The organism is Candidatus Trichorickettsia mobilis, assembly GCF_963422225.1.
Taxonomy (GTDB): Bacteria; Pseudomonadota; Alphaproteobacteria; order Rickettsiales; family Rickettsiaceae; genus Trichorickettsia; species Trichorickettsia mobilis_B.
The window spans coordinates 710,024-726,093 of the sequence record NZ_OY728607.1 but is presented as its reverse complement, the minus strand read 5'-3'; the positions used below and the strand labels follow the sequence as shown (position 1 = coordinate 726,093).

Here is a 16,070-nt window from a genome sequence, read left to right as displayed (position 1 = left end):
AAAAGTGAGCGTTGTTCACGAGTTTTTTAGTTTAAACGTTAGTATGACACATACAAGACATCGTCACGAATAAGGAGGGGGAACATACTTATATAAAGACTGGATTGCTTCGATTTTTAACAAAATCTGTGATGACTTTTTCTAAAAACCTTGAACACCCACAAAATTTCCGCGCGGCGCCTATAGCTTAAATCGATAAGGTAGTGACTTTTTTGATGCTGTTTGTGAGTAAAATACCCTCGATGTCATCCCTGCCGCAGGCAGAGATCCAAAAAATCTAGTAGATTTTTACCCAGCTTAAGATTTAAGTAGAAAAAACTGGATTCCTGCTTAGCTTGGAATTACATCTGGTACCTTAAAAATCGTGAACAACACTCACAAACAGCATCAAAAAAGTCACTACCTTATCGATTTAAGCTATAGCTACACAATCTTCATTATTTTAATAGAAAGATACAGATTTTAACTATAATTCGGAACGAATTAGCTTATAGCTAAACCCCTATAAAACGGTTATAACATGTACTTTTCAAACAGAGTGTCTACGTCACAGCGATATTTCCTTCTTCTAGATTTAGCTTGAGCCCATTTTGGTTCAATAGGATTCAAATCAGGAGAATAAGGCGGTAAGTACTCCAATATATGACCAGCTTTTTCTATCATAGTTTTTAAATACGGACTTTTATGGAAACTTGCATTGTCTGTCACAACCACGGAATTATTAGGTAATTTCGGTATTAAATCTTGTTCTACCCAGCTGTTAAAAATAACTGTATTAACATTGCCGTCAAAAATTGACACGGTTAGCAGCGATTTACCTACTAATGCCCCTATAACATTAGTTCTTTTTGACGGATGCCAATCATGAACACCATAACACCTCTTGCCTTTTGCCGAATATCCGTGAGTTCTAGGCGCGCTATGGACAAACCCGCTCTCATCGGTAAAGACAATAACTTTTTCCTCTGCCTCGTACTTTTTTATCTTATTCTGAAATTCTAACCTCTCTTCTTCTTTTGCCTTCGGATGTTTTAAAGCTTTTTTTATACGTAATGTTCAACTTCTTTAATGCTTTTTGTATTCCAGATTTACTCACTCCTAACCGCCTCAGCTCTTTCATATTGATACGCGTCACTATATTGCACCACGTCTTCTCTCAATTTATCAATCGGTATTTTTTTCGAAGCTCTATTCCTATTCTTTAGAGGAGATATTTTTTTAGTCCATACAAATACCGTGTTTTTTCCTACTCCAAAACGTTTTGATATTGATTCAAAACTCATCTTCTCTTTTTCTTTGATAGCCAGTACTTTCTTTCTAAAATCTATCGAATATGTCATAACAATTATTTTAATTATACCCTTTGATTATAACCGTTTTATAGAGGTTTAGCTATATTAAACTAATTCAACTGTTTCAGCTATATCATGTATGGAGGAACAAGAATAAATATGGATAAGAGAGTTGGTAGTAAATTCCTATCAAGAGGTGATGATAACGTGAAAAATGAAGTGACAATCAAGTATCAACTTTTAAACAAAATATTTGAGATTGGCAAGCCAATTTCTGTGCGCGTTGCATAAACTCAAATCATGGGAAAAGGGGTATCAAAAATTCGATTGATGCAACAAAGCAGCAATGCTCTAGAACCTAATGCAATCTGTAAAACCAGAACTTTATGAAGCTACTACTTTATTTCTCCCAGTCGATTTTGCTTCATATAATGACTTATCTGCTCGTGATATAAAATCACTTATAGACTCACCATGTTTATATTCAGCTACTCCTATTGAGGTGGTTTTTGTCAATGGTGGGTAATTAGGTATAACGAAATTTGTTGTTTCTATGGTAGAGCGTACTCTATCTGCAATAGTTACGGCTTCTTTGAGATATGCTTCACTTAGTAATACGGAAAATTCTTCACCACCATATCTTGCTATAAGATCGGTAACTCTAAACAGATTTTTTAAAATCATTGAAAATGATACTAGAACGGCATCGCCTGCTTGATGCCCATAGCTATCATTAACTTGCTTGAAGTGATCTATATCCAGCATCAATAAACATAATGGCTTGTTAGTTTCCGTAGAAGTCTTGATCATTTGTTGAATATGAATATCGAAGTAACGGCGATTGAAAACTCCTGTAAGACCATCTTTAATTGAAAGATTAACACTTTGTTCGAGTTCATTGCGTAAATTATCCTGATATTTTTTCCTTCTTAACTGTGTTTTAATCCGTGCTAATAGTTCGTTTTCTTCAACTGGATATATAAAATAATCGTTTATACCTAGCTCCATTCCTTTAATAACCATTTGCATATTTTCTTCTTCAGCAAGCAGCATTAGCATAGTATGTCGTAAAATTTCTTTTGATTTTAGCATTACACTAATGCGCAAAGGGTCGCCTGCTTCTAATTGACAACTAATAATCACTACATCTGGAATATAAGTGTTAATTATACTATCAATATCCTCTATTTTTGTGACAATCTTAATTTGCGGCGATAGTTTTAGTAATGTTTTGCTTAAGTTACGTGCTTGAACTACGTCATCATTAATTATTAGTATTTTACTGTCTACAAAATTATCCTTTATTTCTATTGTCGAAGCTCCAAGAGCAGCATTGGTTTTATTTCTAAGTTTTAGTTCATCAATAATTGTTTTCATTCGTGATAGAGATTTTACACGAGCAAATAACGCTACATCATTTATTGGTTTAGTAAGAAATTCATCTGCTCCAGCTTCCAGTCCCTTTATTCTGTCTTCAATATCTGATAATGCTGTAACCATTACCACCGGTATATGAGTAGTTTCAGGATTAGCCTTAATTTTTATACAGGTTTCAAAACCATCCATTTCTGGCATCATTACATCTAATAAAATGACATCAATTTTATTATTTGCCAGTACATCAAGCGCTTTGACGCCGTTGTTTGCAGAAAATACAGTATAATACTCACTAAGTAGTTTCACCTCTAATAGCTTAACATTGGGTTCCAGATCATCTACTATCAGTACATTTGCAGTCATTAGTTTTTATTATTTGGTTCAATAAATTTGTGTAAAGCTTGAAAAAACAAGTCAATTGATACTGGTTTGGGTAAATACATGTCGCAACCAGAAGCAGATATCTTGGCTTCATCATTTTTCATGGCAAAAGCAGTAATTGCTATAATTGGAATAGATGAAGTGGCGGGATTTTTTTTTAATTCTTTAATGATATCTATACCCGATATACCATTAAGCTGTATATCCATTAAGATTAGATCTGGACGTTCATTTTCAATAAGATCAGGAATACCTAAACCATTTTTAGAGGTCATTACTTCATAATTTTGAATTACCAGCAAATCATGAAATAATTTTAAATTTAATTCATTATCTTCAACAATTAACACTTTAGATTGATGATTCATAAAATCTAAATATTTAGTTTCTAATTTTATAGCATTATTTTAATATATGCTTTTTTACGTAAATCCTCAAAAAACTTTTGTGCTTTTTGCGACATTTTTTTGTTTGTTAAAAAATTAGTAATGTAATCATTCTCTGCTGAAGTTATGTTATCTATTACCTTAGTACACATTAATACTAATTGGAATCCTTTGGCAGTTTCAAATACGCTGCTTTTCTGATTAATACTTAGATCTCTTATAATAGTTTGCAATTGATGATCTAGGGTACTAAGGTTTTCGTTAATGGTAATAGCTGTAGCAAAATTTGAGTATGCAGCATCTCTTACCTCATTACAAGTTTTTAAAGCTTTATGCAAACTATACATCTTTTGTAATGTTGGTGTTGTTTTATCTTTTGAGGTAAAAATACGAGCAGAGATTTTGGCATCCTTGCTGTTATTAAGTAAAATAGCTGCATCAATTTCTTGTGGTGTAACTGTCACTGATCTAGAGAGATAAGATAAGATATTTATTTTGATCAATTCTGCTGTTATTTGCTTACGAAAACTATCTGGATCTATATTTTGACTGGATAGATATTTAAACAAATCTTCTTTAGACATTTTATTTCTTTGAGCAATGGTGGTAATTGCTTCTTCCAATTCAGTGGCGCTAATTTTACCACCGACTTTTTTTGAATGTTGAAATAATAATTGTTCTTCAATTAAACTATTTAACACTGCTGTATTAATTTGAGCATCAGCTTTAGCATCAGGGTTATGCACGTTATTTAGCGTTATAACCATTTTTTTCCTCATCTGAAATTCATATAAAGTAATAGGTTCATTGTTAACTAACGCTACAATATTTGCAAGTGAACCTTTAGCTGAATTGATGATAAGAAATATGGATAGTATTAATAAGATATAAAAATATCTAGTATATCTCATAATTAGTTTTGTACTGATTAAGAATTTCTTAAGATCGATGCTTGTTGGTTGGTTCATTTCAAAGCTCACATATTTAATACTTTCAGACCTAAAGATATAGTCTTACTTCTTACCTTGGTTATACCTCTAGAATAGTCTGAAGTATAGTCATCATATAACTTGCCGGTTATACTAACACAATCAAAAGCATATGTCACCTTGATACTTTTATAGAGTAGTTGTGGTTTTCTGGTGGATATATCAACTTGTATTTCATAGCCAATCAACCAGGATGGTGTTAATTGATATTGGATGTCAGAATGAATTTGTTTTATATTATTAGTGTTAGCAGATAATTGTTTGTTATCTACTAAATAATATTGTTTTAAATTATTTAATTTTATAAAACTCAGAGTATATTGTATTTTATCATTATAAAAACGATTTCCTACCTCATCCATAATTGCTGTAAATTTTTTATTTTTTCTAAATCTATAAAATAATTCTGCGTGGTTAATATTTATTGCTAATCGGCCAACATTTTGTGCATTTTCAGTATTTGTGAAGTTATGTTTATGCAATAATTGCCCTAAGAATACATTGAAATAGTTTGTGTCCTTAAGCAAGGTTGTATTCACTCCATAACTTATACGTTTGCCGAATTCATGATAATCAAGGCCACTATAGCGATTGGCAAGAAATAAATTATTTTCTGATAATTCGTAGCGATTATTATCAATGAATGCAAATTTATGGTCGTTGGACTGGAAATCACGGCCTATAGTGGTCGAGATGATCGGTTCAATACTAAGCCCATATAGAGCAAAATGACTCATTAGTGGAATTCTCCAAGTTACTTGCAATTCAGGGATATGCCGGACATATGACTTATTATAGCTTAAACTATTGGCTGGTAAATTTGGTGTAGGCATATTGTTAATAAGATAGGCATCGCCTCTTGTTTGTAAATTAGTATTAAATAAATGACCATCGCTAGTTATAATTTGTTTGGTTGCAGCTATCCTTAAGGCAGAACGGGTTAATTGTTTACCTCCTGGTTGTTGGTACATAGAAGTATTATTGTTGATAATTAGCTGCAAATCTTCATTATCATTTAAATTTATTACATTTTTTGTACGAATTTTGGGTAAAATCAATGGATCGGTAGATTTAGAATCATCAACTTTTAATCCATAGAAATGTAGCCCCTCAACAGATAGGTAATTATTATTATGTATATTATTAAGATATAGTTTTGATGCTAAATAAGCGTCATGCATTTCATAATAATTTCTTAAATAAGCTTTATCGGAGGTGCGTTTTAAATCAAAACCATATTGATATTGATCTTTGGAAAAAGTGCCTAAGGCAAAGAGGTGATACCGATTGACATTACTATTTTTTATTATTTTACCTTGATCTCTAATATTATATGGGATTTTTCCATAACTACCCGAAATTATATAGCTACCATTGTTTATTTTATGACGAGCTTCTAACTCAAACAAATTATATTTCTTGGCTAATCTAGGTGTTAAAGTGAAATCCAGATTTGGCTTAGCTCTAAAATACAGTGGGATCCCTAGCTTATTTTTTTTAATTTCAGGTACTAATATTCCTGATTGAGCGCTGGCATGTGGAGTAGGGTGAGAGAAATAGGGCGTATAAAATACGGGAATCTTATATACTTCAAAGAACAGATTTTTGTAGCTAATGATTTGACGGTCAAGATCTATTATTGTTTGTTGTGCAGAAATTTGCCAAATTGGTTTACCACTTGATGGTATGTTGCATGGAGTAAAACAGGTATTAGCTAAAATGGTTTGTTGAGGATTTACTTTTTCTGCAAGTTTAGCTGCAAGTACAGTGTTGTCACTAAATTTAAATACAAAATCTGCAATGAGGCCAGCTTTTAATTTATCTTTAAGAAAAACTGTGGTTCCATAGATGACTTGCTTTTTATGATCTTGAATTTTAACATTGCCTTCTGCCCACAGTAAGTCATTGTTTATATCGTATAGGATCTTATCTGCAGTAAGAAGGTAATTATCCATAGTGATTTTAATATTACCACGTGCATAAATAAATTCTTCTGTTGCGTTATACTCAACAAAATCAGCAACCATGAATGCTGGCGTTTTAGCTGTAGGTATTGTAGTCTTGGCAGCAACTGTTACTGATATTAATAGTATCAGTAGACCACTAATCAAGAAAAACAGCGATTTAGTACTAGGCATTGCGTACAAAATTTTAAAGGGCTTATTTATGCGTTTTTTGTCTGCAAAATAACATAGATTTTTTGAAATAGGTATATTATTCCTACAAAATCTTTGTTATTTTTCGACTAAAAACTACCATAAATTAATCTTTATAAAATTTTGTATGCAGAACTTAAGAAAAATTGAATTAAACCATCGGCAAATATGCAAGTTAGACCTCTAATTCTGGAATATGGTGCTAAACCTATACGATCCTAAATATAGTAGTCATTCCGAACTTGTTTCGGGATCTCATCAGGACTTCATAAGATCCCGAAACAAGTTCCGGGATGACCTTTTGTGTCGAATGACCATTTGTGTTCGGGATGACATTAATGTGCACAGAATTGCATTAGGTTCAACAATTTTGAAGCTGAGTTGCTGAACCTATATAAGCGATTATCTTGAATATAACTCAACCACTAACTGCACATCAGGATCAAAAGGATAAGGTACGTCAGAAATCATTGGAACTCTAACAAATTTTCCTGACATTGTAGTTTGATCAAAAGTTAAATAGCCAGGGATGGTTCTTTCAGCTTTAGTTGCAGTTTCTAAAACTATAGGAATTTGTTTGGAGTTATTTTTTAGTTCTATAATATCTCCATCATTTAGTCTCTGGCTAGGTATGTTAACTCGTTTGCCATTAATTGTAATATGTCCATGCGATACTAATTGTCTTGCTGCAAAGATACTACGAGCTAGATTTATTCTATAAACTACGGCATCTAGTCTACTCTCTAAAAGGCCAACAAAATTTTCGCCAGTATTCCCTTTCATTTTTAAAGCTAGTGTAAATATATTACGAAACTGTCTTTCATTGACTCGGCCATAATGAGCTTTAAGTCTTTGCTTAGCTTTTAGATGCAAACCATAGTCTGATACTTTAATCATGGCGTTTTGTCCATGTTGACCAGGGCGATAATTTTTGGTATGGAAAGCGTCCTTACCATCACCCCAGATGCTGACTCCTAGTCTTCTACTTGCTTTATATTTAGACTTGATTATTTTAGTCACGTATCTTTCTCATCTTATATAAGTTAAAATTTCGCTTTGCAGTATATAAATTACCATAGCTAAAGTCAAATATTATTTGATTATAATAACTAGCAATATTGAGCTTTAGAAGTTAATATAGTGAAGTTTAAGATGAGGTGGTGCTGTGCAACAGTAGAGACTGAAAAAATGAGAATGTTCAATGAACATTCTCGAAAAAATATACTACACTGATAATATTGTAATATACTGAAGCTATAGGCACAAATTTTTTATTGTTTTGATATCCAACCACTTTAATAAGTTTCCTTTTATAATTTAAGCAACAAAGAAAAGGAAGAGGTCTGTTGATGTAGTTGGAGAATTATGGAGACTTGCTTGACGTCCAAAATCTCAGTTTCTCTACTTACCTATAGACCTTTATTATACATGCAACAAAACCATTCCTATTACCTACATAATCACTCAAAGATGCTTTGTGCTAATGGTATAATTACTTCCTCACCCACTAAGGTGCTTTCTATTATTAAATCTAGTGCTTCATCACCACCAAACAAGATGCTTTCTACTACTAAATCTAGTGCTTCATCTGCGCGCAGATTTTGTATAAATCTCGGGTCTGTCTTATGCGCAGTTAAGGTGCGAGTAAAATCATTGGCAGAAGTAGGAATGATGGAGATAGAACTTAATTTTTGCTTTATATCTTCGTGCTGATGTGCCTGTAGATATTGATCGATCCCATGGAGAGTGATCACTACTTCCTGTTTTTCCTCTACGTTGTTTACATAATTATCATCGTAATAATTATCATCGTAATATTCTTTTTTCATAAATTACTCTCATTTATTGATAGTGAATGCATCCCTATTTAATATACTACCAAAGCATATTTTGTCAATGGTTGGACAACTCATTGCGAGTTTTGACGACACAAAGATATTACGCTCTAATACCTTGTATTACAGCTTGCTAACATATCTGGTAGTCCAAACAAAATGTGTAGAAAGAGACAATATTAGAACCCTCAAAACATGTTATGTCCACCATTAATCGATAAAGTTTCTCCGGTAATAAAGCCTGCTTCCTCAGCGCATAAAAAAACAGCGGCTCGCGCTATTTCTGCTGGTTGTCCCAATCGCTTCATTGGAATTAGTGAAACTATCTTTTCTAATACCTCCATCGACATTTTTTCTACCATTTCTGTTTGAGTGTAGCCGGGAGAGATGCAGTTGACGGTAATATTTTTTGTAGCAGATTCACGAGCCAAGGCTTTAGTGAAACCAATAATACCGGCTTTTGCTGCTGAATAGTTGGTTTGGCCTAACTGACCAGCTTGGCCATTAATTGAACTTATGTTAATTATCCTGCCATAATTTTGATTGCGCATTTGATTAATGACGGCACTGCACATATTAAAGCAGGAGGTAAGATTAATGTTAATTACATCTTGCCAATCTGCTTTAGACATTTTATGCAGCATACTATCTTTGGTAATACCGGCGTTATTTATCAATATACTGACCGGTTTATTGAATTCTGTTTCAATGATTTGTACAGTTTTTATACATTCATCATAGTTTGCCACATTCCAATCTTTTATTTTAATATTTGTTGCTGCTGCAAATTTATTTGCTGCCTCATGATTGTTATGGTAATTTGCTATTACGATAAATCCTTGCTCTTTCAGAGCTATTGAAATAGCGGCACCAATACCTCTGGTACCACCAGTGACTATTGCTAGTTTAGACATATATAAATACTCGACATTTTAATTATGAATTGAAATTTGATATAAATTTCATACTTTTTCAAGTAATTTGTACAAAACGCCTATGTTACAAAATATATTACTATTTCTTCTGGCCATTATTGTGCCTATCACGACTATTGGTAATAATATTATCAGAGATTCTGAAATAGAAGAAACCATTCGTGCAATTGCGGAGCCAATAATCAGAGCTGCAAAATTGGAAGTCAAAATTTATCTGGTAAATAGTAATGAGTTGAATGCTTTTACTGCAGGCGGCAATCAAATTTATATTTATAGCGGCCTGATCAGTAAATTTCCAGAGATAGATGTAATTCGTGGAGTTATAGCGCATGAAATAGGGCATATAGTAGGCCGACATGTAGTTAGGCAAGCAGAGAATATTGATATTTATAATAAAGTGGCACTATCTTCTATTGCAGTTGGTTTGGCAAGTAGCCTCAGTGGTAATGTTGAGCTTGCTAGCGCAATGGTACTAGGTGGTATCCATTTTTCTGAGCGTTCATTGTTATCTTATTCTAGAGGATTTGAGTCTGCAGCTGATCAAACGGCGCTGAGGCTACTTGAAAATAGTGGCAATAGTTGTAAAGGGATGATTAGTTTCTTTGAATATATGGAGCAACAGCATCATGGCACTTTTGTTAATCCATATGATCAAACCCATCCATCAAGCCGTGAGCGACTTGTGCTTTTACAAAATTTTTATCAAAAATCTAAATTTAAAAATAGTAGTAATGCTGCAGATTTAGAATATAAATTTGCCAGAAGTGCAGCAAAATTATTGGCTTTTACCATAGATCCTAAAAAATTATCTGATAATCAGCTGCAAGAATATAATTCGGAAATCAGGCATTATATTAAAGCCATTATCTATTTCCGAATGAGTGATTTTAATAATTCGATCTTGCATATTGATCAGTTATTAGTATTAAAACCTAATGATCCTTTTTATAATGAGCTAAAAGGGCAGATTTTATTCGAATTTGGTAAAAAGGAAGCCTTAACTTTTTATACGATAGCAGCAAAATTAATGCCAAATGATTTATTGATTAAGCTCGGTCAGGCTATTGTCGGTATTACTATATACGAACATCAGTCAGAAAAGATGCAGCCGTTTTATCAAAGTTTGCAGCGAATTGCAGAGAAAGAAAATGATAATCCAGTAGTGCTGTATTATCTTGCTGTTTATTATGAACAAACAGGGCGTCAAGCAGAAAGTCTACTTAGCTTGGCAATGCTAGCATATAAGACTGGTAATTTGCCGGAAGCACAAAGATTAGCTCGTGCGGCAATCAAAGGCTTTAAGCTACATTCTCCTAATTGGTACAAGGCCAATGATATTATAATTAGTGAGACAAAAGAGTAGGGTGGTACGGGGTTTAGGAAAATGATGCGATATGATAGGTGGTATTATCTTTTCTTTGTTGGTAGATTAATTTTAAATATCATAAACAATAATAATATTGCTACTACCCATATATATAGATCAGCACCAAGGTATATTATATAATTGATCTGACTATAATTATTAAACACAAGAACAATTATAAGTGTTCCAGTAAAAACAGAAAAAATACGAGCAATTAAAAGTTTGTTCTTAAAACATTTAAAATTTGGCAATTGAGAAAGGTCATTAGTAAAAAGAATGGCAGAGGAATTGATGCAAGCCGTAATTATTGGTATAATTTGTGCCATTAATCCAATTATAATGCAGCCCTTTATTCCGTCATAAATATTGACGTTAACTGTAAGTGGATCATAATCTCGTAATAATACGCCTAATACACAAAATATTAATGTCATAAAAATACATATAATAGCTGTAGTGATAAGTGTTTGGGAAATTTGCGAGGTTTCTTTAAGATTTATCATTATTTGGAAAGATATTGGAGATAAGTTAGGTATAATAGCAAAAAGTAATAAGCTAAAAAAACTTTGCTCAGTTGGTTGTAGATCTTTAGCCACAGAATAGTGTGGAACAGTGGTGAGAAGTTGATAAAGGTTATCCATAGCAAATAGTGTTACCAATACTAAAGTTATAATAGTAACACAAAATACCAGAAAATATGTTGCATTAGTAAGAATTAGCGCTCTAATACCACCAAAGGTTGAATGAATAACAGAAATTAATATGGTAGATAAAGTTATATAAAAACTCAAATCATGAAAGAAATGTTGGGGAAATAATAATATGACACCATAACGCCATAATTTAATACCAAACACAGCGACAGATATACATAGGCAAATACCTAACACAGCAATGATAATCCTTATGTATCTACCGTATATTTCTCCAAGAGCTTCTGCAATTGATAAACTACTCAAAAAGTGTGGTGTAGAAATAAAATACATAGTTGTTAATGGTACAAATATTCCAAGTAAAATAAATACAATAAAATATGAGCTGCCATCGCGAATTATCGATGCTATCGTGGTAAAGTCACTACTAAACATGCTTATAATTGATATTATAATAACTGGATGGCTAAAATTTTTACCGCTAATGGCATAGTCTTGCAATGTTTTTATATGCTTACTTGCTAATAATCCTGTTATTAAGCTTATTAGCAAAAACACTATAATAATTGTAATATCTAAAAAACTGGTAACTTTATCAAGATTCTGAATTTCTTTGATCACCATATTACATTAACCCCAGTTGCCAATTAAAATATTTTATTAAACACTACAGATGCCGGTTCCAGCCGTCATTGCGAGGGAGCTCCGCTCCCGTGGCAATCCAGAAAATAATGATACTTAAGTAAAACTGGATTGCCACGGGAGCGGAGCTCCCTCAGCTCAGACGTAGAAATGGGAGTTTTTAGCAATTTTAATTGGCAACTGGCGTTACATTAGCTTTTTTTTAAAGATGAATAACATAATTGCATTATCCATCTCTCAATAATATATTAGATTTAGTATAGAATATTAACAAAATCGCGAATGTGCTTCACGAAGTTGTTCCAACTCTCTAGAAATTTTTTCTTGCTGCCTGTCGTTTACATCTTTAAGGATGGTCTGTTCTACTTTGGATTCCATGTATATTCGAGCTGCGGTACTAAGTGCAGAATCTCTACTTGATCCGATGTCAACGGATGGTGCTAGATCCAAATCTGTCGCTTCCTGCAGTGCCAGTTGTTAGATTAGTTAAAGGATTAAGCGGTGAAAATGTACCAACATTTAAATATTCGGTGTATCACAAATCTTTGCACGAAGCTCCCAAGCGCTATAATCCCATGAATCATATTGTTGCCCTTTTTTTATGGTTACACAAGTATTTATTGCTTTATTAATATTTTCTGAGAGAGAGTCATACTCATATCTGTAACTTCTTTGTCATATAATGATATAGTTTTACAAGTGCCGGAGTAAGGGAAAATTCCATATTTTTGATATATGGCTATGACTTCATCTTCTTTTGCTCGTTGCTGAGCTTTATATGGTGTAACATGAGAGCCTGGAATTGTATTAAGTATATTTGAAATATTGTCATATTTTCTCATGGCAGTAACCTCAATATATTTTAGTAATTAACTAAGCAAGAAAGGTTTGATATTTCTCGCTTAATTCAACTATAGGTTACTTTGAGTGATAATGCAAGGATAGAATAATATTATAATTGATCTGGTATAGTCATTAAACTATTAGATAAAGCTGATTATTTGTTCTTCACATAGAATACGATATATATTGGAGGTTGCTAGTAACTGATCGTGAGTGCCTCTAGCACTTAAAACTCCCTTATCTATTACCAATATTTCATCGGCATTTTCAATGGTTGAAATTCTATGAGCAATTGAAATTATAGTTTTACCACGCATGAAATTCTGTAATTCAGCGAATAATCTTTGTTCGCTTTCGCTATCTAAAGCGCTTGTGGCTTCATCAAGTAATAAAATTTCTGGTTGGTATAGGATAGCTCTGCTGATGGCTATGCGTTGTTTTTGTCCACCAGATAGTCTAACTCCTTTTTCGCCAATTTGTGTATCTAACCCATCTTTTAAGTCGTTGACAAAATCCAGAATACCGGTAACGGTTGCTGCATGAATTATCTCTTCTTCATGTGCATCTGGTTTGGAGAAAGCGATATTGGATCTAATCGTACCAGAAAAAATACTAGGATCTTGAGGTACATATGCAATTAATTTACGTACTTTTGTAGTGTTTGTTACAGCAATATCCTGATCATCAATCATAATATTACCACTAGTAGGCAGGTAAAATTTTAATAGTAACTGCATTATAGTGCTTTTGCCAGCTCCGGATCTGCCGACAATCCCGATAAACTGGCCAGCGTGAATTTTAAATGTAATATTATTTAATATTTGGATTAGTGGTCGACTGGGATAGGAAAAGCTTACATTATTGAATGTTATATTATTTGCAGTAGCTGCCGGAGCAATGTTATTATGTATATTCAATTGTTGTTGAGGTTTTAAATTTAGCAGATCAAACACTCGTTCTATTGCGGCATATGGTTTTTGTGCTTCGCCAATAAATTCTGCGATGCCGCCAGCACTCATACCAGCGATAATAGCATAATAAATAAAAGAAATCATTTGACCTGAAGTGATGGTATTAGTGACAATATCTTTACTACCAATCCATATTACTAGAGTAATTGCAGCTAGCACTACCGAGATCGAGCCAGCAAAAAATACTGCTCTAATTTTTAATCTACGTGAAGCATATTGGAGATAAATATTGGTTTGATCAATGAATTCATTGATTTTGTGTTGTTGTTGATTAAATGCATATAAAGTATGAATATTGGTAAAATTTTCTGCTAAATTAGCAGCAATATTGCCTTGCAAAGTTAAAGCATTTTTTGATAAAACTCTCACATGGCGTCCAAGCTTTAATATCGGTATCAATAATAGTGGCACTACACTGAGTACAATTAAAGAAAGTTTAGTGTTATGGATAAACATTAGTCCCATACTGCCGATTAGCATCAACAAATTACGCACTACAAATGATAGTAGATCAATAATCAGTTTTGCGATTAATTCAACATCAGCAATAAGGCAGGAGATAATATTGCCGATCTTGGAGTCCTCAAAATAGGAAATATCAAGCTGCAGTAGGTTGATAACCGCTTCGTTTCTAATTTTAGCGGTAATTTTTTCTGCAACTTTATTTATAAAATAGGAGCGAAAAAAACTGCTGATACCAAAGATGATGATCAGCAGACAAATTAGTAATATTGAATTATTGACTGAGGAAATATATTTTGCAGTTAGACCATTATCAATAAGCTGTTTGAATGCTTGTCCAAGCATCAGTAAAGATCCGGATACACATATTATGGATATCATTACAATGATGATATCCTGTTTATAGAGTTTTATGTATTTTATTAATTTTAAGAATTGGGGAGTGTACATTGTTAATTATTTGTTGGTGTTCCTAGGCTACAATATATAGCATAGCTCTAGCTCATAAACTCGTTCTTGTGCTGCAAGCGTTATGTAAGCACACGTTATTATTGTTCAATAAATTTATCTAGTAACCATTCTTCGTTAATATCCAATCTTGTAAAACTAAATTTCCAATTTATGGCCTGTTTTTGAATTTTTGCAAAAGATGGTAACTTCCCTTTTTTTGCTATAATTACACGAGTTTCTAAGCTTATTAAATTAAAGAAATTACCAAATATTTCTTTGTATAACCTTGATTCTAGCTCATAATAGTTGTTGTTTTTAAAGGTATTGACCGCTACCACTCCATTTGGTTTTAAAATATTCTGAACATTTTGTATAAATTCTAATGTTAAAAAAGATGGAGGGACATAATCTTTAGTAAAAGCATCTATAATAACTATATCATAGCTATTATGATGAGAATTTTTAATAAAATCAAAACCATCTTCAACAAAGATTTGTGTATGATCATCTTCTTTAAATGCAAAATATTTCTTTGCTAAAGCCGGAATATCTGGATTTATTTCAACAATATCTAATTTGACTGAAGGTAGTATTGTATATAAAGCTTTAGCAACGCTTCCTCCTCCAAGGCCGATCATTAGAATTTTTTTAGGATTCTTATTCAAGTACAAAGTACCTAACACCATTTTTGCATAATCAAAAATTAGTTTGTCAGGTTTTGATGTCATCATACAACTTTGGATAACCTGACCAGGTGGTACAAATGATAAACAGCGCTTAAAATCAGCACTATCATAAACCCATATAGGTCCATATTTATTAGAAGAATGATGCAAAATTACTGTTTGAGTTGCTTGAGCTATAGCGCTTAAATAACAACATATGCTCAGAAAAATTACTGCATAGATATAAGAGCGATTAGTAATTTTGGTATTCATGATTTCTTCTTCATACTATTACATATATATGTGATATATATTACTATACGTCTTACTTCTTAAATTGAATTTGTAATTCATTAGTTAAAATCTCAAATAATTCTGAGCCGGTATGAGAGCGCCACTTGCCATTAGTATAAGAGAAATGATAAGGGCCACTAATAGGAGAAGCTAACCATATTTGCATTGAGGCGGAATGTTTGTTAATAACAAATATTCCTTTATTAGTAGAGATATTGATCATATCGTTGTTAAAATCAATATCAATTGATCCATCATGATCAAGTGATTCTATGGTATCGGCTATAAACAATAAAACTTGTTCAGCTATATTAGAAAATTCGATAGGTTGCATTTTATTATTTTTTAACAGCTATAATTTAGTGTGGAGTGT

At 32.7% G+C, this 16,070-nt stretch carries 16 protein-coding genes; 2 read left to right on the top strand and 14 right to left on the bottom strand.

Annotated elements, in window-relative coordinates; translation table 11 throughout:
- Positions 1 to 513 precede the first annotated feature (513 nt).
- The 9 genes from R2I74_RS03370 to R2I74_RS03330 all read right to left on the bottom strand — a co-directional run bounded on the left by R2I74_RS03370 (position 514) and on the right by R2I74_RS03330 (position 9,330).
- The gene (locus R2I74_RS03370; RefSeq protein ID WP_316355238.1) at positions 514 to 984 is read right to left on the bottom strand and encodes an IS630 family transposase; all 471 of its coding nucleotides are present in this window, start codon (positions 982 to 984) and stop codon (positions 514 to 516) included.
- 104 nt (positions 985 to 1,088) lie between these two features.
- Positions 1,089 to 1,340, bottom strand: a complete 252-nt coding sequence (locus R2I74_RS03365) for an IS630 transposase-related protein (protein WP_316353977.1) — start codon at positions 1,338 to 1,340, stop codon at positions 1,089 to 1,091.
- 336 nt (positions 1,341 to 1,676) lie between these two features.
- The gene (locus R2I74_RS03360) at positions 1,677 to 3,032 is read right to left on the bottom strand and encodes a PleD family two-component system response regulator (protein ID WP_316353976.1); all 1,356 of its coding nucleotides are present in this window, start codon (positions 3,030 to 3,032) and stop codon (positions 1,677 to 1,679) included.
- Positions 3,032 to 3,418, bottom strand: a complete 387-nt coding sequence (locus R2I74_RS03355; RefSeq protein WP_316353974.1) for a response regulator — start codon at positions 3,416 to 3,418, stop codon at positions 3,032 to 3,034. The genes R2I74_RS03360 and R2I74_RS03355 overlap by 1 nt, the downstream gene beginning before the upstream one ends.
- Positions 3,419 to 3,444: 26 nt before the next feature.
- Entirely contained in the window at positions 3,445 to 4,347 is a 903-nt protein-coding gene (locus R2I74_RS03350) for a SurA N-terminal domain-containing protein (RefSeq protein WP_316353972.1), read from the bottom strand.
- 65 nt (positions 4,348 to 4,412) lie between these two features.
- Positions 4,413 to 6,563, bottom strand: a complete 2,151-nt coding sequence (locus R2I74_RS03345) for an LPS-assembly protein LptD (RefSeq protein ID WP_316353971.1) — start codon at positions 6,561 to 6,563, stop codon at positions 4,413 to 4,415.
- Between the two features lie 420 nt (positions 6,564 to 6,983).
- On the bottom strand, positions 6,984 to 7,601 hold the full coding sequence (rpsD, locus tag R2I74_RS03340) for a 30S ribosomal protein S4 (protein WP_316353970.1): 618 nt from the start codon (positions 7,599 to 7,601) through the stop codon (positions 6,984 to 6,986).
- 440 nt (positions 7,602 to 8,041) lie between these two features.
- A complete protein-coding gene (locus R2I74_RS03335) occupies positions 8,042 to 8,410 on the bottom strand; it encodes a hypothetical protein (protein ID WP_316353969.1) in 369 nt (122 codons plus the stop codon).
- 194 nt (positions 8,411 to 8,604) lie between these two features.
- Complete coding sequence (locus R2I74_RS03330; protein ID WP_316353968.1) at positions 8,605 to 9,330, bottom strand: SDR family oxidoreductase; 726 nt, start codon at positions 9,328 to 9,330, stop codon at positions 8,605 to 8,607.
- Between the two features lie 67 nt (positions 9,331 to 9,397).
- On the opposite strand from R2I74_RS03330, the gene R2I74_RS03325 reads away from it, so the two are divergent.
- The gene (locus tag R2I74_RS03325) at positions 9,398 to 10,714 is read left to right on the top strand and encodes a M48 family metalloprotease (protein WP_316353967.1); all 1,317 of its coding nucleotides are present in this window, start codon (positions 9,398 to 9,400) and stop codon (positions 10,712 to 10,714) included.
- A gap of 44 nt (positions 10,715 to 10,758) precedes the next feature.
- Here R2I74_RS03325 and R2I74_RS03320 read toward each other — a convergent pair whose 3' ends face one another.
- Positions 10,759 to 11,994, bottom strand: a complete 1,236-nt coding sequence (locus tag R2I74_RS03320) for a hypothetical protein (RefSeq protein ID WP_316353965.1) — start codon at positions 11,992 to 11,994, stop codon at positions 10,759 to 10,761.
- A 452-nt stretch (positions 11,995 to 12,446) separates the two neighbouring features.
- On the opposite strand from R2I74_RS03320, the gene R2I74_RS03315 reads away from it, so the two are divergent.
- Positions 12,447 to 12,644, top strand: coding sequence for a hypothetical protein (locus tag R2I74_RS03315; protein WP_316353963.1), 198 nt, complete (start codon positions 12,447 to 12,449; stop codon positions 12,642 to 12,644).
- Here R2I74_RS03315 and R2I74_RS03310 read toward each other — a convergent pair.
- The 4 genes from R2I74_RS03310 to cyaY form a co-directional block, all read right to left on the bottom strand.
- Positions 12,630 to 12,854, bottom strand: coding sequence for a hypothetical protein (locus R2I74_RS03310; RefSeq protein ID WP_316353961.1), 225 nt, complete (start codon positions 12,852 to 12,854; stop codon positions 12,630 to 12,632). The two genes, R2I74_RS03315 and R2I74_RS03310, sit on opposite strands and share 15 nt — an antisense overlap.
- 141 nt (positions 12,855 to 12,995) lie before the next feature.
- The gene (locus R2I74_RS03305; protein WP_394355815.1) at positions 12,996 to 14,738 is read right to left on the bottom strand and encodes an ABC transporter ATP-binding protein; all 1,743 of its coding nucleotides are present in this window, start codon (positions 14,736 to 14,738) and stop codon (positions 12,996 to 12,998) included.
- Positions 14,739 to 14,836: 98 nt separating this feature from the next.
- Positions 14,837 to 15,676 carry a spermidine synthase gene (locus R2I74_RS03300; RefSeq protein ID WP_316353959.1) on the bottom strand — a complete coding sequence of 280 codons (840 nt, stop codon included), beginning with the start codon at positions 15,674 to 15,676 and terminating at the stop codon, positions 14,837 to 14,839.
- 52 nt (positions 15,677 to 15,728) lie between these two features.
- Positions 15,729 to 16,031 (bottom strand): iron donor protein CyaY, encoded by a 303-nt coding sequence (gene cyaY, locus R2I74_RS03295; protein WP_316353958.1) that lies wholly within the window; start codon positions 16,029 to 16,031, stop codon positions 15,729 to 15,731.
- Positions 16,032 to 16,070: the final 39 nt, after the last annotated feature.